Annotated in this window: 18 protein-coding genes and 1 pseudogene; 11 read left to right on the top strand and 8 right to left on the bottom strand. The window is 70.9% G+C overall.

Annotated elements, in window-relative coordinates; translation table 11 throughout:
• Positions 1-99 precede the first annotated feature (99 nt).
• A complete protein-coding gene (locus ACH4D5_RS36660; protein WP_398311829.1) occupies positions 100-1,167 on the top strand; it encodes a glucose-1-phosphate thymidylyltransferase in 1,068 nt (355 codons plus the stop codon).
• Positions 1,164-2,165 (top strand): dTDP-glucose 4,6-dehydratase, encoded by a 1,002-nt coding sequence (rfbB, locus tag ACH4D5_RS36655; protein WP_398311826.1) that lies wholly within the window; start codon positions 1,164-1,166, stop codon positions 2,163-2,165. The genes ACH4D5_RS36660 and rfbB overlap by 4 nt, the downstream gene beginning before the upstream one ends.
• On the opposite strand, the gene ACH4D5_RS36650 is transcribed toward rfbB, so the two are convergent.
• A complete protein-coding gene (locus ACH4D5_RS36650; RefSeq protein ID WP_398311823.1) occupies positions 2,152-3,177 on the bottom strand; it encodes a LacI family DNA-binding transcriptional regulator in 1,026 nt (341 codons plus the stop codon). The two genes, rfbB and ACH4D5_RS36650, sit on opposite strands and share 14 nt — an antisense overlap.
• A 305-nt stretch (positions 3,178-3,482) precedes the next feature.
• Here ACH4D5_RS36650 and ACH4D5_RS36645 point away from each other — a divergent pair, with 305 nt between their 5' ends.
• The 7 genes and pseudogenes from ACH4D5_RS36645 to pulA all read left to right on the top strand — a co-directional run bounded on the left by ACH4D5_RS36645 (position 3,483) and on the right by pulA (position 13,739).
• Entirely contained in the window at positions 3,483-4,754 is a 1,272-nt protein-coding gene (locus ACH4D5_RS36645; protein ID WP_398311820.1) for an extracellular solute-binding protein, read from the top strand.
• Between the two features lie 41 nt (positions 4,755-4,795).
• Complete coding sequence (locus ACH4D5_RS36640) at positions 4,796-5,806, top strand: carbohydrate ABC transporter permease (protein WP_398311817.1); 1,011 nt, start codon at positions 4,796-4,798, stop codon at positions 5,804-5,806.
• The gene (locus ACH4D5_RS36635) at positions 5,803-6,678 is read left to right on the top strand and encodes a sugar ABC transporter permease (protein WP_398311814.1); all 876 of its coding nucleotides are present in this window, start codon (positions 5,803-5,805) and stop codon (positions 6,676-6,678) included. The genes ACH4D5_RS36640 and ACH4D5_RS36635 overlap by 4 nt, the downstream gene beginning before the upstream one ends.
• A 54-nt stretch (positions 6,679-6,732) precedes the next feature.
• Positions 6,733-8,382 carry a glycoside hydrolase family 13 protein gene (locus ACH4D5_RS36630; RefSeq protein ID WP_398311811.1) on the top strand — a complete coding sequence of 550 codons (1,650 nt, stop codon included), beginning with the start codon at positions 6,733-6,735 and terminating at the stop codon, positions 8,380-8,382.
• A complete protein-coding gene (locus tag ACH4D5_RS36625; protein WP_398311808.1) occupies positions 8,370-9,434 on the top strand; it encodes a LacI family DNA-binding transcriptional regulator in 1,065 nt (354 codons plus the stop codon). The genes ACH4D5_RS36630 and ACH4D5_RS36625 overlap by 13 nt, the downstream gene beginning before the upstream one ends.
• 98 nt (positions 9,435-9,532) lie before the next feature.
• Positions 9,533-10,930 (top strand): annotated as a pseudogene (locus tag ACH4D5_RS36620) (alpha-amylase family glycosyl hydrolase); the annotation flags it as partial.
• 91 nt (positions 10,931-11,021) lie between these two features.
• Positions 11,022-13,739, top strand: coding sequence for a pullulanase-type alpha-1,6-glucosidase (gene pulA / locus ACH4D5_RS36615; RefSeq protein ID WP_398311805.1), 2,718 nt, complete (start codon positions 11,022-11,024; stop codon positions 13,737-13,739).
• Here the strand turns inward: pulA and ACH4D5_RS36610 are convergent.
• Positions 13,726-14,799, bottom strand: coding sequence for a chitinase (locus tag ACH4D5_RS36610; RefSeq protein WP_398311802.1), 1,074 nt, complete (start codon positions 14,797-14,799; stop codon positions 13,726-13,728). The two genes, pulA and ACH4D5_RS36610, sit on opposite strands and share 14 nt — an antisense overlap.
• 128 nt (positions 14,800-14,927) lie before the next feature.
• Complete coding sequence (locus tag ACH4D5_RS36605) at positions 14,928-15,383, bottom strand: Lrp/AsnC family transcriptional regulator (RefSeq protein ID WP_398311799.1); 456 nt, start codon at positions 15,381-15,383, stop codon at positions 14,928-14,930.
• A gap of 139 nt (positions 15,384-15,522) precedes the next feature.
• Between ACH4D5_RS36605 and ACH4D5_RS36600 the strand changes: the two genes are divergently transcribed.
• Both ACH4D5_RS36600 and aspA read left to right on the top strand, forming a co-directional pair.
• Positions 15,523-16,545, top strand: a complete 1,023-nt coding sequence (locus ACH4D5_RS36600; RefSeq protein WP_398311796.1) for an asparaginase — start codon at positions 15,523-15,525, stop codon at positions 16,543-16,545.
• 107 nt (positions 16,546-16,652) lie between these two features.
• Positions 16,653-18,056 (top strand): aspartate ammonia-lyase, encoded by a 1,404-nt coding sequence (aspA, locus tag ACH4D5_RS36595; protein ID WP_398311793.1) that lies wholly within the window; start codon positions 16,653-16,655, stop codon positions 18,054-18,056.
• Here the strand turns inward: aspA and ACH4D5_RS36590 are convergent.
• The 5 genes from ACH4D5_RS36590 to ACH4D5_RS36570 form a co-directional block, all read right to left on the bottom strand.
• Positions 18,025-18,789 carry an HAD family hydrolase gene (locus ACH4D5_RS36590; protein ID WP_398311790.1) on the bottom strand — a complete coding sequence of 255 codons (765 nt, stop codon included), beginning with the start codon at positions 18,787-18,789 and terminating at the stop codon, positions 18,025-18,027. The genes aspA and ACH4D5_RS36590 overlap by 32 nt on opposite strands.
• Positions 18,790-18,815: 26 nt before the next feature.
• Positions 18,816-19,298, bottom strand: coding sequence for an Lrp/AsnC family transcriptional regulator (locus ACH4D5_RS36585; protein ID WP_398311787.1), 483 nt, complete (start codon positions 19,296-19,298; stop codon positions 18,816-18,818).
• 63 nt (positions 19,299-19,361) lie between these two features.
• Positions 19,362-20,192, bottom strand: coding sequence for a hypothetical protein (locus ACH4D5_RS36580; protein ID WP_398311784.1), 831 nt, complete (start codon positions 20,190-20,192; stop codon positions 19,362-19,364).
• A gap of 85 nt (positions 20,193-20,277) precedes the next feature.
• The gene (locus tag ACH4D5_RS36575; RefSeq protein ID WP_398311781.1) at positions 20,278-21,573 is read right to left on the bottom strand and encodes a ricin-type beta-trefoil lectin domain protein; all 1,296 of its coding nucleotides are present in this window, start codon (positions 21,571-21,573) and stop codon (positions 20,278-20,280) included.
• A gap of 114 nt (positions 21,574-21,687) precedes the next feature.
• Positions 21,688-23,208 carry an MFS transporter gene (locus tag ACH4D5_RS36570; RefSeq protein WP_398311778.1) on the bottom strand — a complete coding sequence of 507 codons (1,521 nt, stop codon included), beginning with the start codon at positions 23,206-23,208 and terminating at the stop codon, positions 21,688-21,690.
• Between the last annotated feature and the right edge of the window lie 89 nt (positions 23,209-23,297).

The raw sequence follows: 23,297 nt of genomic DNA, 5'->3' as shown, positions 1-23,297 counted from the left end.
GCGGTGGTGTGCCGCGCTCTGCTTGAGTCGAGGCCTCGCAAGCGAGGAGGGACCCGTGAGAACGCATCCCCAGGCCGCCCCACCCCGCGGACGGCTTCCTTGAAGGCCCTGATCCTGGCCGGCGGAACGGGCAGCAGGCTGCGCCCCTTCACCGACACCGGCGCCAAGCAGCTGCTGCCCATCGCCAACAAGCCCGTGCTCTTCTACGGCCTGGAGGCCATCGCCGCGGCGGGCATCGGGGAGGCCGGGATCGTCGTGGGCCGGCACGGCGGCGACGTCCGCGCCGCCGTCGGCGACGGCTGCGCCTTCGGCCTGCGCGTCAGCTACCTCCACCAGGAGCGGCCGCTCGGCCTCGCCCACGCGGTGCTGATCGCACGGGAGTTCCTCGGCGACGACGACTTCCTGCTCTACCTCGGCGACAACTACCTCCAGGACGGCCTCACCGGCTTCACCCAGCGCGCGGCCGCCCAGCCCGGCGCCGCCCGCCTCCTCCTCACCCGGGTCCCCGACCCGTCGGCCTTCGGCGTCGCCGAACTCGACGCGGCCGGCGACGTGGTGAGCCTCGCGGAGAAGCCCGACCGGCCGCGCAGCGACCTCGCGCTCATCGGCGTCTACGCCTTCGGCCCGGACATCCACGAAGCGGTCCGGGCGATCAGACCCTCCGTGCGCGGCGAGCTGGAGATCACCGACGCCGTGCAGTGGCTGCTCGACCGTGGCCTGCGGGTGCGGGCCGAGACCACCACTCGGCCCTGGCGCGACACCGGCAGCGTCGACGACCTCCTGGAGGTCAACCGCCAGGTGCTCGACGGCATCGAGGGCCGCCTCGACGGCAAGGTCGACCCGGAGAGCACCGTCCTCGGCCGGGTCCGGCTCGCCGAGGGCGCCGTCGTGCGCGGCTCACGCGTCGTCGGCCCGGCCGTCATCGGCGCGGGCACCGTCATCAGCAACTCCAGCATCGGCCCGTACACCGCCATCGGCGAGGACTGCCGGATCGAGGACAGCGCCATCTCCCACTCCGTGCTGCTGCGCGGCGCGGATGTGGAGGGCGCGTCCCGCATCGAGTCCTCGCTCATCGGCCGCGGCGCGGTCGTGGCCCCGGCCCCCCGGCTGCCCCAGGCCCACCGACTCGTCATCGGCGACCACAGCAAGGTGCACTTGACCTCATGAACCACTCCGCCCCCACGGGCCGCCGCGGCCGGCGCATCCTCGTCACCGGCGGCGCCGGTTTCATCGGTTCCGCGTACGTCCGGACGCTCCTCGGCCCCACCGGGCCGCCCGGCGTCGAGGTGACCGTCCTGGACAGCCTCACCTACGCGGGCAGCCTCCACCGCCTCGACGGGGTCCGCGCCCACCCGGGCCTCACCTTCGTGCGCGGCGACGTCTGCGACGCCCGCCTGGTCGGCGAGCTGGCCGCACACCACGGCCAGGTGGTGCACTTCGCGGCGGAGTCGCACGTGGACCGCTCGATCGTGGACGGCTCGGCCTTCACCCGCACCAACGTCCTCGGCACCCAGACCCTGCTCGACGCCGCCCTCCGCCACGGCGTCACCACCTTCGTCCACGTCTCCACCGACGAGGTCTACGGCTCGATCCCGCGCGGCGCGGCCACCGAGGAGGACCCGCTGCGGCCCAACTCCCCGTACGCGGCGTCGAAGGCCGCCGCCGACCTGATCGCCCTGGCCCAGCACCGCACCCACGGCCTGGACGTGCGCGTCACCCGCTGCTCCAACAACTTCGGCACGCACCAGCACCCGGAGAAACTCATCCCGCGCTTCCTGACCTCCCTGCTGAACGGCGGCAGCGTCCCGGTGTACGGCGACGGGCTGCAGGTGCGGGACTGGCTGCATCTGACGGACCACGTCCGCGGCCTCGAACTGGTCCGCACGCGAGGACGGGCGGGGGAGATCTACAACATCGGCGGCGGCACCTCCCTCACCAACCTGGAGCTGACCGGGAAGCTGCTCGCGCTCTGCGGCGCCGACGCCACGCGCATCACCCATGTCGCCGACCGCAAGGGGCACGACCGCAGGTACGCCGTCGACCACACGAAGATCAGCACCGAGCTGGGCTACCGGCCGGTCGCCGACTTCGACGCGGCGCTCGCCGAGACGGCCCGCTGGTACGACCGCCACCGCTCGTGGTGGCAGCCGCTCATCGCGGCGTGAGCCGCCCCGACCCCGTGGAGCCCCGCACCACCAGCTCCGGCATGAAGACGAACTCCCCGTGCGGCGCGGGCGTGCCGCCGATCTCCTCCAGCAGGGCGCGGACCGCCGCCTGGCCCATCGCCTGCACCGGCTGTCGGATCGTGGTCAGCGGCGGATCGGTGAACGCTATGAGCGGGGAGTCGTCGAAGCCGACCACCGAGATGTCCCGGGGCACGCTCAGGCCCAGGTCGCGGGCGGCCCGGACGGCGCCGAGCGCCATCATGTCGCTGGCGCACACGACGGCCGTGCAGCCGCGGTTGATGAGGGTGGTGGCCGCGGCCTGCCCGCCCTCCAAGGTGTAGAGGGAGTGCTGGATCAGCTCGGCCGACTCGTCGGGGTCCAGGCCGAGGCGTTCCAGCAGGCCCAGCTGGAACCCCTCGATCTTGCGCACCACCGGGACGAACCGCTTGGGACCGACCGCGAGACCGATCCGCGTGTGGCCGAGCGACGTCAGATGCGTGACGGCCAGCCGGACCGCGGCGCGGTCGTCCGTGGAGACGAAGGGGGCCTTCACGTCCGGCGAGAAGCCGTTGACGAGGACGAAGGGGACGTCCTGGGCGCGCAACGTCTCGTAACGCCCCATGTCGGCGGTGGTGTCGGCGTGCAGCCCCGAGACGAAGATGATGCCGCTGACACCGCGGTCCACCAGCATCTCGGTGAGTTCGTCCTCCGTGGAGCCGCCGGGCGTCTGCGTCGCGAGCACCGGCGTGTAGCCCTGCCTGGTCAGGGCCTGCGCGATGACCTGGGCGAACGCGGGGAAGATCGGGTTGTCCAGCTCGGGAGTGATCAGGCCGATGAGGCCCGCGCTGCGCCGGCGCAGCCGCACCGGACGCTCGTACCCGAGGACGTCGAGGGCGGCGAGCACCGCCTCGCGGGTGGCCACGGCCACTCCGGGCTTGCCGTTCAGGACGCGGCTCACGGTGGCTTCGCTGACCCCCGCGTGGGCTGCGATGTCGACAAGCCGTGCGGTCATGGCACTGGACTGTACCTGTCGCCGACGGGATTGCACACCGCCCGTGAAAGCTTGCGGAAAGAGCTGTCCTGCAAGAACCTTGCAGGCGTATTCAGCGCGCCCGGCACGCTGTCAAGCGCAGCACCGGCAACGGTAAGGACACACAGAAGTAACGATCACCGGTCCTTGCAGAAATTTGCCGCAAGCTCTTTCGGGCGCATTCCAACGCTGTTACGTTCCTGGCAACCCGGCGCCGCGTCGAGAGCGGCCAGCAGGAGGCACCTCTTCGTCTCCCCGTGATTCCGGGATCAGTTGAAGGAGTTCACATGCGGCGTGGCATAGCGGCCACCGGGCTGATTGCTGCCCTGGCCATGACAGCGGCAGCCTGCGGGGGCGACGACGAGGGCAGCGGCAAGAGCAAGGACGGGAAGCTCTCCGGCACCGTGACCTTCTGGGACACCTCGAACGACGCCGAGAAGGGCGCGTACGAGAAGATCGCCAAGGGGTTCGAGAAGCTGCACCCCGACGTCGAGGTCGACTATGTGAACGTGCCGTTCGGCGAGGCCAACGCCAAGTTCAAGAACGCCGCGGGCGGCAACTCCGGCGCCCCGGACGTCATGCGCACCGAGGTCGCCTGGACCCAGGACTTCGCCTCGCTCGGCTACCTCGCCCCGCTCGACGACACCGTCGCCCTCGACAAGGCCGACGACTACCTCCCGCAGGCCGCCGCGAGCACGAAGTTCAAGGGCAAGACATACGCCGCGCCGCAGACCATCGACACCCTCGCGCTCTTCTACAACAAGAAGATGCTCAAGGCCGCCGGCGTCGACGTGCCCAAGTCCTTCGACGACGTGAAGGCCGCCGCGAAGAAGATCAAGTCCAAGTCCGGCAAGACCGGCCTCTACCTCCGCGGCGACGACCCGTACTACTACCTCCCGTACCTCTACGGAGAGGGCGGCGACCTCCTGGACACCAAGAACAAGAAGGTCACCGTCGACGACCCCGAGGGCGCCAAGGCCTTCTCGGTGATGAAGGACCTCGTCGACTCCAAGGCGGCGGTCACCGACGCGAGCGACGGCTACAACAACCAGCTCAACGCCTTCAAGGACGGCGACGTCGCGATGGCGCTCGACGGCCCCTGGTCCATCGAAGGCGCCTTGCAGGGCAAGGAGTTCAAGGGTGACAAGGGTAACCTCGGCGTCGCCCCGGCCCCGGCGGGCAGCGCGCGCCAGGGCGCCCCGCAGGGCGGCTGGAACCTCGCCGCGTACGCCGGGTCCGAGAACCTCGACGCGTCGTACGAGTTCATCAAGTACATGAGCTCCGCCAAGGCGCAGCAGCAGACCACCGAGGAGCTCAGCCTGCTGCCGACCCGCACCTCCGTCTACGACGTGAAGTCCGTCAAGGACAACCAGATGGTGCAGTTCTTCAAGCCCGCCGTGGAGAAGTCCGTGCAGCGGCCGTGGATCCCGGAGGCCAACGCGCTCTTCGAGCCGATCCGGCTGCAGCTGGGCAAGGTGCTCAGCGGCAAGACCTCGCCCGAGAACGGCGCCAAGGGCATCGGTGACGCCTACCGCAAGCTCCTCAAGGACTACAAGTAACTCCTCAAGGACGACGAGTAAGAGGGAGGGCTGACCGACCCATGGCTGTCGAGACGGGCCGGTCGGTGGTGAAGGCCGCGGATGCGCAGCGCATCCGCGGCCGCGGCCACCGCCCCGCCAAGAATCCAGGACGGCTGCGCAGGGCGTTCGCCACCTACTGGTACGCGTGGGCCATGGTCGCCCCCGTGGTCATCGTGATCGGCGTGATCGTCGGCTATCCGCTGGTGCGGGGCGTGTACCTGTCGACGACCAACGCCAACGAGGCGAACGTCGAGCGGCACATCGGCGTCAACGACATCCCCGCCACCTACGAGTCCGTCGGCCTCGACAACTACCAGGCGATCCTGTCCGACGGCGTCTTCTGGGACCGGCTCACCTGGACCGTCGTGTGGACCGTGTCCTGCGTCGCGCTGTCCTTCGTGCTCGGTCTCGCGCTCGCCACGATGCTCAACCGCAGGCTGGCGGGCCGCTCCCTCTACCGGATGGCGCTCATCCTGCCGTGGGCGGTGCCTGCCTTCGTCTCCGTCTTCACCTGGCGGCTCCTCTTCAACGAGAAGAAGGGCCTGCTGAACAAGCTCCTCGCGGGCGGCGGCATCGACGCGGTCCCGTGGCTCAACGACCCGACCTGGGCCAAGCTCTCGGTGATCACCGTCAACGTCTGGCTCGGCGTGCCGTTCATGCTGGTGGCCATGCTCGGCGGCCTGCAGTCCATCCCGGGCGAGCTCTACGAGGCGGCCGAGATGGACGGCGCGGGCCCCTGGCAGCGCTTCCGGCACATCACCCTGCCGGGGCTGCGCTCCGTGGCCAGCACGGTGATCCTGATCAGCGGCATCTGGACCTTCAACATGTTCCCGGTGATCTTCCTGCTGACCAGGGGCGGCCCAGGAGACTCCACCGAGATCCTGGTGACGTACGCCTATCGGCTCTCGTTCGTCGTCAGCCCCCGCGACTTCGCGGGCTCCGCGGCCTGGGGCGTGCTCATCCTCGCCCTTCTGTCGATCATCGCGGTGGCCTACCGCCGCGCGCTCCGCAAGCAGGGAGAGGTGTGGTGACCACCGTGCCGACCGAACCGAAGGTGAAGCAGCGAAAGCCCAGGGGGCGCGACGAGCGCGGCCCGCTGGCGTCGGTCGCCCTGCACGCGACCCTGCTGCTGGCCAGCGCCATCGCGGTCCTGCCGCCGCTGTGGCTCCTGGTCACGTCGTTCAAGCCGGAGAGCGAGGCCTTCTCCACCGACCTGGTGAAGGACTTCACCCTCGGCAACTACGACCACGTCCTGAACGACACCGAGTTCCCGAACTGGATCCTCAACTCCCTCGTCGTGGTGGGCCTGACCACGGTGATCGGCGTCTTCATCGCGGCCACGACCGGCTACGCGGTGAGCCGCTTCAAGTTCCCCGGCATGCGGCCGCTGATGTGGATGCTCCTGATCACGCAGATGTTCCCGGTCGCGGTGCTCATCGTGCCGCTGTACAACCTGCTCGCGAGCCTCGGCCTGCTCAACCAGCCCGTCGGGCTCGTCGTCACCTATCTGACGATCGCCGTGCCGTTCTGCGCCTGGATGATGAAGGGCTACTTCGACACCATCCCGGTCGAGATCGACGAGGCCGGGCGGGTCGACGGGCTCAATCCGTTCGGCACGTTCTGGCGGCTCATCGTGCCCCTGGCCAAGCCGGGCCTCGCCGTCACCGGGTTCTACAGCTTCATCACCGGCTGGGCCGAGGTCGCCTACGCCTCCGCCTTCATGACCGGCGAGGAGAACCTCACGCTCGCCGGCGGCCTGCAGACCTTCGTCAACCAGTACACCAGCGACTGGGGTTCGCTGACGGCGTCCGCCGTGATCGTCGCGGTGCCCGCCGCGGTCATCTTCGGCTTCGCCCAGCGCCACCTGGTCTCCGGCCTGACGGCGGGCGCGACGAAGTCCTGAGGCGTCCCGCTCCACGACGTCCCGCCCCCACCCCACTCGATCCCCAGGGAAGACATGACCCAGCATCTCGCTGCCCCTGCCGCCCCCGCCACCGAGACGCGCACGGACTGGTGGCGCGGCGCGGTGATCTACCAGGTGTATCCGCGCAGCTTCGCCGACAGCAACGGTGACGGCATGGGCGACCTGGAGGGCATCCGCAGCCGGCTGCCGTACCTCAGGGACCTCGGCGTCGACGCCGTCTGGCTCAGCCCCTTCTACGCATCGCCGCAGGCCGACGCCGGCTACGACGTCGCCGACTACCGCGCCATCGACCCGGTCTTCGGCACCCTCCTGGACGCCGACGCGGTCATCCGCGACGCCCACGGGCTCGGCCTGCGCGTCATCGTGGACCTGGTGCCCAACCACTCGTCCGACCGGCACGACTGGTTCCGGCGCGCGCTGAGCGAGGGCCCCGGCTCCCCGCTCCGGGAGCGCTATCACTTCCGCCCCGGCAAGGGCGCCGACGGCGAACTCCCGCCCAATGACTGGGAGTCCATCTTCGGCGGCCCCGCCTGGACCCGGGTCCCCGACGGCGAGTGGTACCTGCACCTCTTCGCACCCGAACAGCCCGACTTCAACTGGGAACACCCCGCCGTCCAGGACGAGTTCCGCTCGATCCTGCGCTTCTGGCTCGACATGGGCGTCGACGGCTTCCGTGTCGACGTCGCCCACGGCCTGGTCAAGGCGGCGGGCCTGCCCGACATCGGCAGCCACGACCAGCTCAAGCTGCTCGGCAACGACGCCATGCCGTTCTTCGACCAGGACGGCGTGCACGAGATCTACCGCAGCTGGCGCAGGGTCCTCGAGGAGTACGCGGGCGAACGCATCCTCGTCGCCGAGGCGTGGACCCCGACCGTGGAGCGCTCCGCCCACTACGTGCGCCCCGACGAGATGCACCAGGCCTTCAACTTCCAGTACCTGGGCACTTCGTGGGACGCCGCCGAGCTGCGCGAGGTCATCGACGTGTCGCTGGCCGCGATGCGGCCCGTGGGCGCGCCCGCCACCTGGGTGCTCTCCAACCACGACGTGACCCGGCACGCGACGCGCCTCGCCAACCCGCCGGGTCTCGGCACCCAGCTGCGGACCGCGGGCGACCGCGAGCTCGGCCTGCGCCGCGCCCGCGCCGCGACCCTGCTGATGCTGGCCCTGCCCGGCTCCGCCTACCTCTATCAGGGCGAGGAGCTCGGCCTGCCCGACGTCACCGACCTGCCCGACGAGGTGCGCCAGGACCCGTCGTTCATCCGTGCCAGCGGACAGGACGGCTTCCGGGACGGCTGCCGGGTGCCCATCCCGTGGACCACCGAGGGCTCCTCGTACGGCTTCGGTCCCGGCGGCAGCTGGCTGCCGCAGCCCGCCGGGTGGGGCGAGCTGAGCGTGCAGGCACAGACCGGCGACCCCGGCTCGACCCTGGAGCTGTACCGCAGCGCGCTCGCCGTGCGCCGGGCGGAACCGGGGCTCGGCGCGGGCGGGGCGATCCAGTGGCTCGACGCCCCCGAAGGTGTGCTCGCCTTCGCCCGCGAGGGCTTCGTGTGCACCGTGAACACCACCGCCGAGCCCGTGCGGATACCGGCGCCCGGCCGGATCCTGCTCGCCAGCGAGGAGGCGGAGGTCGCGGACGGAGCCGTGCGGCTGCCCGCCGACACCACCGTCTGGTGGGCGGTGTGACGCTTTCCTCCGCGCCGCGGGACGCCCACCGGGGCGCCCCGCGGCTTCTGGACATCGCGGCCCAGGCCGGCGTCAGCGAGGCCACCGCGAGCCGCGTCCTGAACGGCAAGGCGGGGGTCGCGACCGGCACCAGGCGCCGGGTCCTCGCCGCCCTCGACGTCCTCGGCTACGAACGGCCCACCCGGCTCAAGCGGCGCAGCGCCGGCCTCGTCGGCCTGGTCATCCCCGAGCTCACCAACCCGATCTTCCCCGCCTTCGCGCAGGTCATCGAGCAGGTGCTCGCCGGGCACGGCTACACCCCGATGCTCTGCACGCAGATGCCGGGCGGCGCCACCGAGGACGAGCTGGTCGAGCAGCTGGAGGACCGCGGGGTCAGCGGCATCATCTTCCTGTCGGGCCTGCACGCCGACCTGACGGCCGACACCGCGCGCTACCGCGAACTGGCCCACCGCAACGTGCCGTTCGTCCTCGTCAACGGCTACAACGAGGACATCCCGGTCTCCTTCGTCTCGCCCGACGACCGCTCGGCGGTACGCATGGCCGTACGCCACCTCGTCGACCTCGGGCACGAGCGGATCGGCCTGGCCATCGGCCCGACGCGGTACGTCCCCTCGCGCCGCAAGGCGGAGGGGTTCACGGCGGCGCTGCACAGCATGCTCGGCCTGGCACAGGGGGAGGCCGAACGGCTCGTGCAGCGAACCCTGTTCACCGTCGAGGGCGGGCAAGCCGCGGCCGGCGCCCTCCTCGACCTCGGGTGCACGGCGATGGTCTGCGGCAGCGATCTGATGGCGCTCGGCGCCATCAGGACGGTGCGTGAGCGCGGTCTCGCGGTGCCCGACGACGTCTCCGTGGTCGGGTTCGACGACTCCCAGCTCATCGCCTTCACCGACCCGCCGCTGACCACGGTGCGGCAGCCGGTGCAGGCCATGGCGAGCGCCGCGGTGGGTGCCCTCCTGGAGGAGATCGACGGAAACCCCGTGCAGCGCACGGAGTTCGTGTTCCAGCCGGAGCTGGTCGTGCGGGGTTCAACCGGAGTGTGTCCAGAGGGTTGACCCCGCCTTGGGGGCGCCATACGGTCCAACCCGCAACAACTTGTGCTGACTTGCTGCAAGCACTTGCTGAAGGTTCCCCCAACGCGCAGGAGGTACCCATGACCGGCCGGACCATCAAGAGCCGCAGACCCGTCGCCACCGCGCTCGCCCTGGCGGCGGGCCTCGCGGGCAGCGTCGTCGCGGGAGCCCCCGCGGCCCAGGCGGCCCCGCCCGGCGGCAAGGACGTCACCGCCGTCCTCTTCGAGTGGGACTTCACGTCGGTCGCCAAGGCCTGCACGGACCGGCTCGGCCCGGACGGCTACGGCTACGTGCAGGTCTCGCCGCCACAGGAGCGCCTCCAGGGCGAGGCGTGGTGGGCCGCCTACCAGCCGGTCAGCTACAAGATCGGCACCCGGCTCGGTGACCGCGCCGACTTCAAGCACATGGTCGACACCTGCCACTCCGCCGGGGTGAAGGTCGTCGCCGACGCGGTGATCAACCACATGACCAACGCCTCCGGCACCGGCTCGGCGGGCTCCCGCTTCACCAAGTACGACTATCCCGGCACGTACTCGGCCTACGACATGGACGACTGCAAGGCCGACATCAGCAACTACCAGGACCGCTGGAACGTCCAGCACTGCGAACTGGGCGGCCTGGCCGACCTGGACACCAGCGAGGAGTACGTGCGCGGCCGCATCGCCACGTACCTGAACGACCTGCTCTCCCTCGGCGTCGACGGCTTCCGCATCGACGCGGCCAAGCACATCCCCGTGGACGACCTGAAGAACATCAAGTCCCGGCTGAGCAACCCCGGCGTCTACTTCAAGCAGGAGACGCTGCACGGCGCGGGCGAGGCCGTCGACCCGGGCGAGTACACCGCCACCGGCGACGCCCAGGAGTTCCGCTACGCCAAGGACCTGAAGCGGGTCTTCACCAACGAGAAGCTCGCCTACCTCAAGAACTACGGCGAGGGCTGGGGGTACATGCCGAGCGGCAAGTCGGCGGTCCTCGTCGCCAACCACGACACGGAGCGCCACGGCCAGACCCTCAGCTACAAGGACGGCGCCGACTACACCCTCGCGCACGTCTTCATGCTGGCCTGGCCCTACGGCTCCCCGGACGTCCACTCCGGCTACGAGTTCAGCAGCAACGACGCCGGGTCGCCCGACGGCGGTCACGTGAAGGCCTGTTACAGCGACGGCTGGAAGTGCCAGCACGCCTGGCCGGAGATCCGCAGCATGGTCAAGTTCCGCAACACCGCGCGCGGCGCCGCCGTCACCGACTGGTGGGACAACGGCAACGACGCCATCGCCTTCGGCCGCGGCGACAAGGCGTACGTGGTCATCAACCACGAGGGCGCCACCGTCAACCGCACCTTCCAGACCTCCCTGGCGGCCGGCACGTACTGCGACGTGCAGAGCGGCAGGAAGGTCGCCGTCAACGGCTCCGGCCGGTTCACCGCGTCCGTGGCGCCGAACACCGCCCTCGCGCTGCACACCGGCTCCAAGAGCTGCTGAGCAGCCCCCAAGACCGGCCGCCCGGCCCATCCTTGTCCCCGCTGCCGGGCGGCCGCACCTTCTTCCCACCCCTCAAGGAGAGACTCTCGTGACCGGCTCCCCGCGCCGCACCGCCGTCACCGTGGCGGTCGCCCTGCTCGCCGCCACCGTGCCCCTCACCGCGACGGCCACGGCCGTGCCGCTCGCCCCTTCGGCGCGGGGTGCCGAGGCCGCGCCGGCCGACGGCCTCGACCTGTCGAAGTCGCGGGCCCAGTGGATCGACCGGTCCACCCTCGCCTGGGACACCGGCACGGGCGCCGTTCACGAACTCCTGTACGCGCCCCACGGCGGCCTCACGGTCAAGGACGGCGACATCGCCGGCAAGGCGCACCGACTGCGCCTGACCCCGGTGGACGGCGGCCTCACCGACGCTCAGAAAGCCAAGTACCCGCACCTCAAGGGCTACGCCGCCTTCACCGTCGACCCCCGCGACCGCGACCGGATCCGCGCGGCCCTCACCGGCCAGCTCGTCGCCACCGGACGCGCCGCCGACGGCACCCTGCGCGCCGCCACCGGCGTCCAGACCCAGGGCGTCCTCGACGACCTCTACAGCGCGGCCGCCACCAAGGCCGCCCTCGGCCCCCGGTTCGCGCACGGCCGCGTCACCCTCGCCGTCTGGGCTCCGACCGCGCAGAACGTCTCCCTCGACATCGGCGGCCGCACCGTCCGCATGCGCCGTGACGGCGCCTCCGGCGTCTGGTCGGCGACCGGCCCCGGGAGCTGGTCGGGCAAGGCCTACCGGTACGTCGTCAAGGTGTGGGCGCCGAGCGTCCAGAAGGTCGTCACCAACAAGGTCACCGACCCCTACTCGACCGCCCTCACCGCCGACTCCGAGCGGAGCCTTGCCGTCGACCTCGGTGACCCGAAGCTGGCGCCCAAGGGCTGGGCCACGCTCCGCAAGCCGAAGGCGGCCCCGCTGCGCGACGCGCAGATTCAGGAGCTGCACATTCGGGACTTCTCCGTCGAGGACCGCACCTCGGACCACCCCGGCAAGTACCTCGCGTTCACCGACGAGAAGTCCGACGGCATGCGGCACCTGCGCCGCCTCGCCCGCTCCGGCACGTCCTACGTCCACCTGCTGCCCGCCTTCGACATCGGCACCGTCCCCGAGCGCGCCGCCGAGCAGACCACGCCCGACTGCGACCTGCCCGCCCACGCCCCCGACTCCGAAGAGCAGCAGGCGTGCGTCACCAAGAGCGCCGCCGAGGACGCGTACAACTGGGGCTACGATCCGTTGCACTACACCGTCCCGGAAGGGTCCTACGCGAGCGACCCCGACGGCACGCGCCGCACGGTCGAGTTCCGCAGGATGGTGCAGGGCCTGAACGGCTCAGGCCTGCGCACGGTCATGGACGTCGTCTACAACCACACCGTCGCGAGCGGCCAGGCCGACAAGTCCGTCCTCGACAAGATCGTGCCCGGCTACTACCAGCGCCTGGAGGTCGACGGCACGGTCGCCACCTCCACCTGCTGCGCCAACACGGCACCCGAGAACGCCATGATGGGCAAGCTCGTCGTCGACTCGATGGTCACCTGGGCGAGGGAGTACAAGGTCGACGGCTTCCGCTTCGACCTGATGGGGCACCACCCCAAGGCCAACATCCTCGCCGTCCGCAAGGCCCTCGACGCGCTGACCGTGGCGAAGGACGGCGTCGACGGGAAGAGCATCGTCCTGTACGGCGAGGGCTGGAACTTCGGCGAGGTCGCGAACGACGCCCGCTTCGTCCAGGCCACCCAGAAGAACATGGCGGGCACCGGCGTCGCGACGTTCTCCGACCGCTCGCGCGACGCGCTGCGCGGCGGCGGCCCCTTCGACGACGACCCGGGCGTGCAGGGCTTCGCCAGCGGCCTGTACACCGACCCCAACGCCTCGAAGGCGAACGGCACTCCGGCCGAGCAGAAGGCCCGCCTCCTGCACTACCAGGACCTCATCAAGGTCGGCCTCTCCGGCAACCTCGCCGACTTCACCTTCACGGATTCCTCCGGACGCAGGGTCAAGGGATCCGACGTCGACTACAACGGCTCCCCGGCCGGTTACGCGGCGGCCCCCGGCGACGCCCTCTCCTACGCCGACGCGCACGACAACGAATCGCTGTACGACGCGCTCGCCTTCAAGCTCTCCGAGGGCACGTCACCGGCCGCCCGCGCCCGCATGCAGGTCCTCGCGATGGCCACCGCCTCGCTCTCCCAGGGCCCGGCGCTCTCCCAGGCCGGCACGGACCTGCTGCGGTCCAAGTCCCTGGACCGGAACTCCTTCGACAGCGGCGACTGGTTCAACGCGATCCACTGGGACTGCCGCGCGGGCAACGGCTTCGGCCGCGGTCTGCCCCCGGCCGCCGACAACAGGGTCAAGTGGCCCTACGCCAAGCCCCTGTTGTCCGCCGCGGCGACGCTGACGCCGGGCTGCGCGGAGATCGACGGCACGTCGGCCGCGTACCGCGACCTCCTGAAGATCCGCACCACCGAATCCGTCTTCTCCCTCGCCACACCCGGACAGGTCCAATCGGCCCTCTCCTTCCCGCTCTCCGGCACCACGGCCGAGACGCCGGGCGTCATCACCATGAAGCTCGGCGACCTCGTGATCGTGTTCAACGCGAGCCCGGAGGCGCAGCGGCAGCGCGTGACGGCGACCGAGGGCGTCCGGTACGCCCTGCACCCGATCCAGGCCTCCGGCGCCGACCGGACCGTCAAGTCGTCGGCGCACGACAGGCGTTCGGGGACCTTCACCGTCCCGGCGCGGTCGGTGGCGGTCTTCAAGCGCGGGTGAGCCGGCTGAAGTTGTCCCCGAAGGTCCAGCCCTTGGACCCGTCCCAGTTGATCGACCAGGTCATCAGGCCCTTCAGGGCGCCGTTGTAGTGGTTCCAGGCCTGGGCGACGAGGCTCGGGGACATGTAGCCGCCACCGGCGCCCGGCTGGGCGGGGAGGCCAGGGACCTGCTTGTCGTAGGGGACCTTGATGGTGGTGCCCTGGATGGTCAGGCCCTTGTTCAGGCAGTCGGTCTGGGCGGTGAAGCCCTGGACGGTGCCCGCGGAGTAGGAGTCGCCGGAGCAGCCGTACATGCTGCCGTTGTAGTACTGCATGTTGAGCCACCAGAGGCGGCCGTTGTCCGCGTACTTCTTGATGATCGGCAGGTACGCGCCCCAGATCGAGCTGTAGACGACGCTGCCCCCGGTGACGTACGCCGTCTCCGGGGCCATCGTCAGGCCGAAGCCCGCGGGCATCCGGGCGAGCACGCCGTCGATGATGCGGACGAGGTTGGCCTGCGAGGGCGAGAGCTGGTTGATGTTGCCGCTGCCCACGAGACCGGTCTCGATGTCGATGTCGATGCCGTCGAAGTTGTACTTCTTCAGGATCGGCACGATCGTCTCGACGAACCGGTCGGCGACGGTGCTCGAACTCAGGTCTATGCCGGCGGTGGCGCCCCCGATGGACATCAGGATCGTGGCGCCGTCGGCCTTCGCCTGGCACATCTCCGCCGGCGTCGCGACCTTCACCGTCGCGTCCATGCCGTCCTCCCACAGGACGGTGCCGTCGGAGCGGATCACGGGGAAGGCGGCGTTGATGACGTTGTAGCCGTGCTGGCGGATGCGGGGGTCGGTGATCGGGGTCCAGCCGAACGGCGGGTGCACGCCGTTGGCCGCGCCGTCCCAGTTCTCCCAGTACCCCTGGAGCACCTTGCCCGCGGGCTTCGGCTTCAGCGCGCAGGTATCGGCACGGGTGTCGGCCCGAGACCCGGCCGGGTCCGGGGCCGCGGCGGCGGCCGGCAGCTGTGCGACACAGACCAGTGCCAGGGCGGACCCCAGCAGGCGTAACGTCCGACCGATCACGCTGTGCTCCCTGAGTGCGGTGGGGGAAGGGGAGACGTGCTCGTGCGGTGCGTCAACCTAGGCTGGACCAGACCAGCCGTCAATAGGTCTGTACCAAAGCGGAGGCTTCGGGCTCGGCCGGTCGCGGCTCAGGTGTTCACGGGCAGGCCCTGCGGCTCCTTGATCCGCTTCATGATGATCTGGGAGTTGACCTCGGTGACCCCGGCGAGCGCCGTCAGCCGCTCGATCCAGAGACGTTCGTACGCGGCCAGGTCGGCGACGGCGATGCGCAGCAGGCAGCCGGGGCTCCCGAACAGGCGGTACGCCTCGATGACGTCCGGGATGTCCTGGAGCGCCGCCTCGAACGCCTCGACCGTCTCGCGGTCGCGCCGCACCTCGATGGAGACGAGCACCTCGAAACCCCGTCCCACCGCCTCCGGGTCCACCACGGCGCGATAGCCCTGGATCACGCCGTCCAGCTCCAGCTGGCGGACCCGCCGCAGGCACGGCGACGCGCTGAGCCCGACCCGCGCGGCCAGCTCCTGATTGGTCAGCCGGCCGTCGCTCTGCAGCTCGCGCAAAATACTGCGGTCGATCTCATCCATGACGCAATTATCCACTACGCGTATTGCGAAAGCGCCGGAATTAGGCAAACACATTGCGCGCTGTTCGATCTATCCTTGCGCCGAGGCTGCCCACCACCCGGGGGCTGAAGGACCTCAGCACCCTGGGAGGTACGCGGACGTGGAAGCACAGGCGCGCCGGATCGTCGTCATCAGCACCGGCGGGACCATCGCGAGCCGCTGGCAGGGGACCGGCTTCGCCGCCGACGCCCCCGGCCGCGAAGTGCTCGCCACGGCCGCGATACCCCACGGCATACGCTCCGAGGTCATCGACCTGTTCAACGTGAACAGCCCGCGCCTGACCTCCGCCCAGCAGCTCACCCTCCTGCGCACCGTGCGTGAGGTGTTCGCCGACCCCGGCGTCGACGGCATCGTCGTCACCCACGGCACGGACACCCTGGAAGAGTCCGCCTTCCTGCTCGACCTCCACCACGACGACCCGCGCCCGGTCGTCTTCACCGGGGCGCAGAAGCCGCTCGGCGCCGAGGACGGCGACGGACCCGGCAACCTCTACGACGCGCTGCTCACCGCCGCGACCGTCCGTGACCTCGGCGTCCTTGTCGTCTTCGACGGCAAGGTGCACGCCGCCCGCGGCACCGTGAAGACCCAGACCCTCGCCGCCGACGCCTTCGCCGACCCGTCCGCGCCGCCCGTCGGCAAGGTGGGCTTCGGCAAGGTCTCGGTCCTGCACCGCCCGGCGCGCCCCGAGCCGCTGCCGACGCCCGCCGACCTGCCGACCGGGTCCCTGCCGCGCATCGACATGGTCATGCACCACGTCGACGCCGACCCGCTGTTCCTGGAGACGGCGGTCGAGGCGGGCGCGGAGGGCATCGTGCTCGTCGCCACCGGCGCGGGCAACGCGACCCCCGAGTTCGTCGCCGCCGTCACGGCCGCCATCGAGCGCGGTGTCGTGGTCGCCCTCACCACCCGCGTCCCCGCCGGCCCCGTCACCGAGATCTACACCCACGGCGGGGCGGTCGACCTCGCGGCGGCCGGAGCGGTGCTGACCGGCACGCTGCGTGCCGGGCAGGCCCGTACGGCGCTCCTCGCCGCGCTGCTCTCCGCCTCCGGCCCGGCCGAGCGGACGGCTCAGCTGCGCCGCATCGTCGCGGAGCCGGCGGCCGTCGCCGACCAGGCTGCCTGAGGCGTCCCGCCTCGGCAGACCGATGACAATTCTGCGGGCCGCATGTGGCCGGCCGCGCAGTTCCCCGCGCCCCTGACGGGGCCGCCTTGCCCCGGAAGAGAACCATCATGACCGCCGCCCCCGCCCTCCGCCGCGAGCACGACCTGCTCGGTGACCGGGACGTGCCCGCCGACGCCTACTGGGGCATCCACTCCCTGCGCGCCACGGAGAACTTCCCCATCACGGGCATCCCGATCTCCGTGTACCCGCAGCTGATCGACGCGCTGGCCGCCGTCAAGGAGGCCGCCGCCCGCGCCAACGAGGAGCTGGGGCTGCTCCCGAAGGCCAAGGCCGACGCCATCGCCGCCGCCTGCCGGGAGATCCGCGCGGGGCACCTGCACGACCAGTTCGTCGTCGACGTCATCCAGGGCGGCGCGGGCACCTCCACCAACATGAACGCCAACGAGGTCGTCGCCAACCGTGCCCTCGAACTCCTCGGGCACCCCAAGGGCGCGTACGAACACCTGCACCCCAACGAGGACGTCAACCTCAGCCAGTCCACCAACGACGTCTACCCGACCGCCGTGAAGGTCGCGACGGTCAGCGCGGTCCACGGGCTGCTGCGCGCGATGTCGGTGGTGCAGGACGCGTTCGCGGCGAAGGCCCTGGAGTTCCGTGACGTCCTGAAGATGGGGCGCACACAGCTCCAGGACGCCGTGCCGATGACGCTCGGCCAGGAGTTCTCCGCGTACGCCGTGATGATCGACGAGGACCGCATGCGGCTCGCCGAGGCCGTCGAGCTGATCCACGAGATCAACCTCGGCGCCACCGCCATCGGCACCGGCCTCAACGCCCCCGCCGGTTACGCCGAGACGGCCCGCCGCCACCTCGCCGAGATCACCGGCATGCCGCTGGTGACCGCCGCCAACCTGGTCGAGGCGACGCAGGACTGCGGCGCCTTCGTGCACCTGTCCGGCGTCCTGAAGCGGATCGCCGTCAAGCTCTCCAAGAGCTGCAACGACCTGCGGCTCCTGTCGTCCGGCCCGCGCGCGGGCCTCAACGAGATCAACCTGCCGCCGGTGCAGGCCGGTTCGAGCATCATGCCCGGCAAGGTCAACCCCGTCATCCCCGAGGTCGTCAACCAGGTCGCCTTCGAGGTGATCGGCAACGACGTCACCATCACCATGGCCGCGGAGGCCGGACAGCTCCAGCTCAACGCCTTCGAGCCGGTCATCCTGCACTCGCTCGCCAAGAGCATCACCTCGCTCCGCCAGGCCTGCCTCACGCTCGCCGAGCGGTGCGTGGAGGGCATCACCGCCAACACCGAGGTGCTGCGCGCCTCGGTGGAGACGTCCATCGGACTGGTCACCGCGCTCAACCCGTACATCGGCTACACCGCCGCCACGGAGATCGCGCGCGAAGCGCTCGCCACGGGGCGGGGTGTCGCCGAACTGGTCCTGGAGAAGGGGCTGTTGCCGCCGGAGCGGCTGGCTGAGCTGCTCACGCCTGAGCGGGTGGCCGGGGCTGCTTGAGCGGTTCGGGGTTTGTTGTCTGCCGCGGGCGGCCCTCAGGGGACGCCCCCTTTCGGGGCGCCAGAACCTCTAGCGCGGCCTGGGCCGTGAACTCGCCGTGGCCGCCGCGGAACACCAGGTCCGCCGATGTGAACGCCTCGTCGGAGGCGTGCGCCGCGACGTACGGTATCGCCACACACCGCATCCCGGCCGCTCGCGCCGCCAGTGCGCCCGGCGCCGCGTCCTCGAAGACCACGCAGTCGGCCGGGTCCGCGCCCAGCAGCCCGGCCGCCGCGAGGAACACGTCCGGCGCCGGCTTGCCGCGCGGGACCTCCTCGGCGGAGACGACCGTGGTCAGCCGGGCGTCCAGGCCCGTGCCGGCCAGGATCGCCTCGATGGCCGCGCGCGAGGACCCGGACGCCACCGCCATCGGCACGCCCGCCTCGTGCAGGTGCTCGACGAGCTTCCGCATCTCCGGGTAGACGGGCGTATTGGCGCGCGCCAGTTCCAGATAGCGGCGGTCGAGGTCGGCGAGCAGTTCGGCCGCCGAGGCCTCGATGCCGTACTCAGTCCGCCACCGCGCGAGTGTCTCCACGGAGCTGATGCCGACGTACTGCTCGTTGTCGGCCCAGGTGTACTCCCGGCCCGTGAAGTCGGCGAGCAGGGCCCGCGACGCTTCGTAGTAGTTGGGCTCGCTGTCCACGAGAGTGCCGTCGAGGTCGAAGACGACCGAGGTCCTGCCGAAGGTGCTCATGGCCTCCAGCATGCCAAACGGCCAGGTCACCCCGGTCCGGCGGTCGACCTGCCGACCGATTCGACGAGCGGGAGCAGGCGGTGCGGCACGCGCTCCCGCAGCGCCATCTCCGTCCGGGTGCGCACCACGCCCGGCAGGTTGATCAGCTGCTGGATGACGTCCTCCAGGTGCCCGTTGTCCCGGGCCGCGACACGGGTCAGCAGGTCGCCGCCGCCCGTGATCGAGTGCGCCTCGATGATCTCGGGCACGGCGGCGAGCGCGTCACCGACCTCGTCCAGATACCCCTGCGTGACCTCGATGTGGACGAAGGCGAGCACGGGGTGGCCGAGCGCCGCGGGGGAGAGGAACGGACCCGTGCCGGTGATCACGCCGTCCCGCTCCATGCGGTCCAGCCTGGCCTGCAGGGTGCCGCGGGCGATCCCGAGGACGCGCGCGTACTCGCGCAGGCTGGTGCGGGGCTGTTCGAGGAGCAGCCGCAGGATGCGGGTGTCGAGTTCGTCGACGGCCATGGTGCGATGTTCTCCCAGGTGGGCGGGGCTGATCGCTGGTGACTGTAGCCGCTGGGCCGACGGCTACGGCTGTGCCTGGGCCGCGATGAACTCGTCCCAGGTGGCGACCGACCCGGCAGGCGGGGCCGAGATCGTCGGGACGGCGCCGAACCGCGAGTACTCCTCGTTCACCACCTCACGCCCCTTCTTGCCCTCGCCGGTCTCACGGGACTTGAGAACCAGGTCGTCCTTGCCGACCCACATATCGATGACGACCGAGGTCAGGCCCTGCTTCTTCGCCATGGAGACGTAGCTGTCGCGCAGATCCTCGGAGAGGGCGGGGCCGGTGTACTTCGCGAGGTCGTCGAGGACGACCTTGCCGCGGTAGTGGTCCGCGGTACGGCCACCGGCCTTCTCCTCGGCGACCCACCGGGTGGAGTCCGTCGCCGCGAGCGCGCCCGCGAACTCGGAGACGTAGCCCGCCGCGCGCGGCGCGCCCCCGCCGTCGCCGCCGAGGTCCATGCTGTACCACTTCTTGCCGGGCACCTTGTCCGTCTTCATGTACGTCGTGCCGCCCATGGAGATCATGTGGCTGACGCCGTCCGGGTTGGCCGCGGACTTCCCGACCTCGGCTTTGATGACCGTGGCGGCCGGCTTCTTCTGGTACAGCATCTCGGACCGGTCCGAGCCGCCCTGCCCGGTCTGGACCGTCCGGTACGAGGACTGCGCCCCGACCTTCTTCGCCGCGGCGAGCAGCACGGCGCGCGCGTCCTTCCGCTCGTCGGACGCCGCCGTGTCCTTGTCACGGGCGGCGCCGTCGCCGCTGTCGCCGCCGTCGTCGCTGTCCGAGCCGCAGCCCGCCAATACCGTCGCCAGCGCCGCTCCCACGGCCGCCATGACGATGCCCCGCCCCATGACCTGCACTGTTCTCGTTCCCTCTCGATCGTGCCCACCCGGCTGTGCCGAGTGCGCAGTGATCTTAAGGGTTACTCGGGCCGGGCTACTTCGGCGTGACCCAGACCTGGCGCTTGTACGTGTTCGACGCGTGCAGCTGGACCTTGGTGCCGTTGGCGGTGGAACCGCCCCGCACGTCGAGGACCTTGCCGGACGCGACGTGCACGATCTGTCCCCTGGGATTCACCGACCAGCGCTGCGCCGCGCCGCCGTGGCAGTCGGAGAGGCTGATCTTGTTGCCGTTGGTGCTCTGGTTGCGGTAGTTGTCCAGGCACTTGCCCAGCGCCCGGAACGTGCCGTCCTTCTGCAGGATCCACGACTGCGCGACGCCGTTGTTGCAGGTGTAGAGCTGGATCTGCGTGCCGTTGGCCGCCTTGCCGCCCTTGACGTCGAGGCACTTGCGGCCGATGCCGGTCACCTTGCCCTGCGGGGGCAGCGCCGCGCCGCCGCCGCGGGCCAGGTGGCGCAGGCCCTGCATGTCGTACTGCTGGACGTAGGTGCCCGCGCGCTTGTCCTGGTACGCGTTGGTGGGCGTGCACATCACCGGGAACTGGCCGGAGTCGGTGCCCTTGACGCAGTCGCCGCGGGCCGCGCTGCGGTTGGCGTGCGCGAGGCCCATGGTGTGCCCGAGCTCGTGGCTGATGTGGTTGCGCAGGTAGGTCGCGCCCATGGACGGGGCGGGCCTGCCGTCCGCGGTGAAGAACTCGTCGTCGATGTACGCGTGCCCGCTGGTCACCGTGTCGGCGAGGGACGAGGCGTAGAAGCCGCAGCTCAGGTTCTTGCTGCCCGAGCCGTCCCGGACCACCTTCCAGCCCGATGAACCGCCGTCGGCCGGGGGAACGCAGGGCCGGCGCAGGAGGCCGACGACGATCTCGCCCCTCGGCCGGACGTAGTCCCAGCCGACCGGCCTCGTGTCGACGGACACCGGCAGCGTCGTGACCCGCCGGAGGTCCGCGGCGGACTTCTTCACGTAGGGGCCGAGCCAGTCCGCGGCCCGCTTGTCGTAGAACTTGATGGTGTAGCCGGTGGCGAGGTACTTGGACGCGCCGCCCGACTTCCAGCCCGTGCCGTGCGGGGCCCCGGCGGCCGCCTGCCGTGAGGAGGACGCCGGGGGTGGCGGCTTCAGGGACATGACGCCGTTCTCGAAGGAGGTTCCGTCCGTGCGGGAGACGCCGAAGTCGTCCCTCTCGGCGGTGGGCCGCGCGTCCGCCGGCTTGTCCTCGCCGCCGGTGCCGAACGCGGCGGGCGACAGCTGGACCCCCGCCACGACGGCCGCCGCGGCACCCGCGACGGCCATCGCCATGCGGCGCCTGCGCGCGCCGCGCTTCCGTATGGAACTCAAGTCCCCGTCGTCCTCTCACTGAACCCATTGAGCCGAACAGATGATAGGGGGAACTGAGGTACGGACGTGGCCAGTTGGGCGTCAGTGGGTACGGGTGTCAGTGCGCATGGGGCGTCAGTGCGCGTCCTCCGTCGGGCGCAGGCCCTTGGGGATCTTCGCCCAGGTGAGTGCCGCGGCGGCCAGCGGCAGCGCGGCCGCCATCAGGAACGTCGGCGTCATCCCGGAGGTGAACGCGTCGGCGGCCCGGGTGAGCAGGGTGGCGCCGGCCGGGCCGGTGAGGTCGTGGGCGACCCGCGCCGCCTCGCCGATCGAGTCGCTCACGGCCGCCGTGGTCCCCGCCGGAAGGCCAAGCTCGGGCAGGTTCACGCGGTACAGCGCGGTGGCGACGCTGCCGAGGACGGCCACGCCCATCGCGGCGCCGAGTTCGTAACAGGTCTCCTCGACCGCCGCGGCGCCACTGACGTCCTCGGCAGGGGTGGCGGCCATCAGCGTCACCGACGCGGCGGTCGTCGCGATGCCGACGCCGCAGCCGAGCACCGCGAGCGCGACGGCGATCCCGCCGTAACCGAGCGGCCCCGACAGCTGGAGCAGCCACGGCAGGGCGAGCCCGGCCGCCATCACCACCAGGCCGCCGCCCATGACGTGCCGGATCGGCAGCCGGTGCATCAGCACCGGGGTGACCAGCGAGGTGAGGACCAGGCCCAGCGGGGCCGGCAGCAGCCGGATGCCCGCCTCCAGGGGCGTGTAGCCCTGCCCGTACTGGAACCACTGCGTGATCAGGAACAGCGCCGAACCCAGCGCGATCATGCCGAGGAAGATCGAGGCCGCGGCGATGGCGAAGGGGCGGGACGCGAAGAGGCGTACCCGCAGCAGCGGGTGCGCCAGGCGCAGCTGGCGACGGACGAAGACGATGAGCGTCACCGCGGCGACGACGAGGAGCGCCCAGGCCACCGGGTCGGCGGGGCCGCCCTTGCCGAGCTGCTTGATGCCGCCCGCCAGGGCGAGCATGCCGACGACGGACTGGCCGACGCCCCACCAGTCCCAGCGGCCCTCGCGGGGCTGACGGGACTCGGGCAGGATCCACAGGCCGAGCGCGATGACGACCAGCGCGACGGGGATGTTGATCAGGAACGCGGACTGCCAGCCGTCGTGCTCGACCAGCAGACCGCCGACGACCGGCCCGAGCGCCATGCCGCCGCCGAAGACGGCCGACCACACCGCGTAGGCGAGGGCGCGCTCGCGGGCGTCGGTGAAGACGTGCCGCAGGATCGACAGAGTGGCCGGCATGATCGCCGCGCCACCCGCGCCGAGCAGCGCGCGGGCGGCGATGACCTGCCAGGCGGCGGTCGCGAAGACGGCGAGCAGCGAGGCGAGGGCGAAGACGCCGAAGCCGATCAGGAGCAGCCTTTTGCGGCCCCACCGGTCGCCGAGCGCGCCCGCGGTCACGAGGAGTCCGGAGAGCACGAGGGCGTAGATGTCGATGATCCACAGCTGCTGCACGGAGCTGGGCCGCAGATCGGTGACCAGGGACGGGAAGGCGACGTTCAGGATCGTGGTGTCCATGGCGATCAGCAGGAGGCTGCCGGAGAGGATCGCGAGGACGGCCCAGCGCCGTGAGTCACGTTGCGGGGTCATGGGGAGTAACACCTCAGTTCCGAATGAGACATCAATGTCTCACAAGAAACGTACAAGTGTCCACCGAGCCGCCGAGCCACCGTGCTCAC

Source organism: Streptomyces sp. NPDC018029 (genome assembly GCF_044327655.1).
Taxonomy (GTDB): Bacteria; Actinomycetota; Actinomycetes; order Streptomycetales; family Streptomycetaceae; genus Streptomyces.
Note: the sequence above shows the minus strand (reverse complement) of the source record. Positions and strands in the feature narration are given on the sequence as shown.

Coding starts and splice junctions, on each gene's coding strand:
- rfbB (WP_398311826.1), top strand. CDS start 1,164: ATGAACCACTCCGCCCCCACGGGCCGCCGCGGCCGGCGCATCCTCGTC.
- ACH4D5_RS36650 (WP_398311823.1), bottom strand. CDS start 3,177: ATGACCGCACGGCTTGTCGACATCGCAGCCCACGCGGGGGTCAGCGAA.
- ACH4D5_RS36645 (WP_398311820.1), top strand. CDS start 3,483: ATGCGGCGTGGCATAGCGGCCACCGGGCTGATTGCTGCCCTGGCCATG.
- ACH4D5_RS36640 (WP_398311817.1), top strand. CDS start 4,796: ATGGCTGTCGAGACGGGCCGGTCGGTGGTGAAGGCCGCGGATGCGCAG.
- ACH4D5_RS36630 (WP_398311811.1), top strand. CDS start 6,733: ATGACCCAGCATCTCGCTGCCCCTGCCGCCCCCGCCACCGAGACGCGC.
- ACH4D5_RS36605 (WP_398311799.1), bottom strand. CDS start 15,383: ATGGATGAGATCGACCGCAGTATTTTGCGCGAGCTGCAGAGCGACGGC.
- aspA (WP_398311793.1), top strand. CDS start 16,653: ATGACCGCCGCCCCCGCCCTCCGCCGCGAGCACGACCTGCTCGGTGAC.
- ACH4D5_RS36590 (WP_398311790.1), bottom strand. CDS start 18,789: ATGAGCACCTTCGGCAGGACCTCGGTCGTCTTCGACCTCGACGGCACT.
- ACH4D5_RS36585 (WP_398311787.1), bottom strand. CDS start 19,298: ATGGCCGTCGACGAACTCGACACCCGCATCCTGCGGCTGCTCCTCGAA.
- ACH4D5_RS36580 (WP_398311784.1), bottom strand. CDS start 20,192: ATGGGGCGGGGCATCGTCATGGCGGCCGTGGGAGCGGCGCTGGCGACG.
- ACH4D5_RS36570 (WP_398311778.1), bottom strand. CDS start 23,208: ATGACCCCGCAACGTGACTCACGGCGCTGGGCCGTCCTCGCGATCCTC.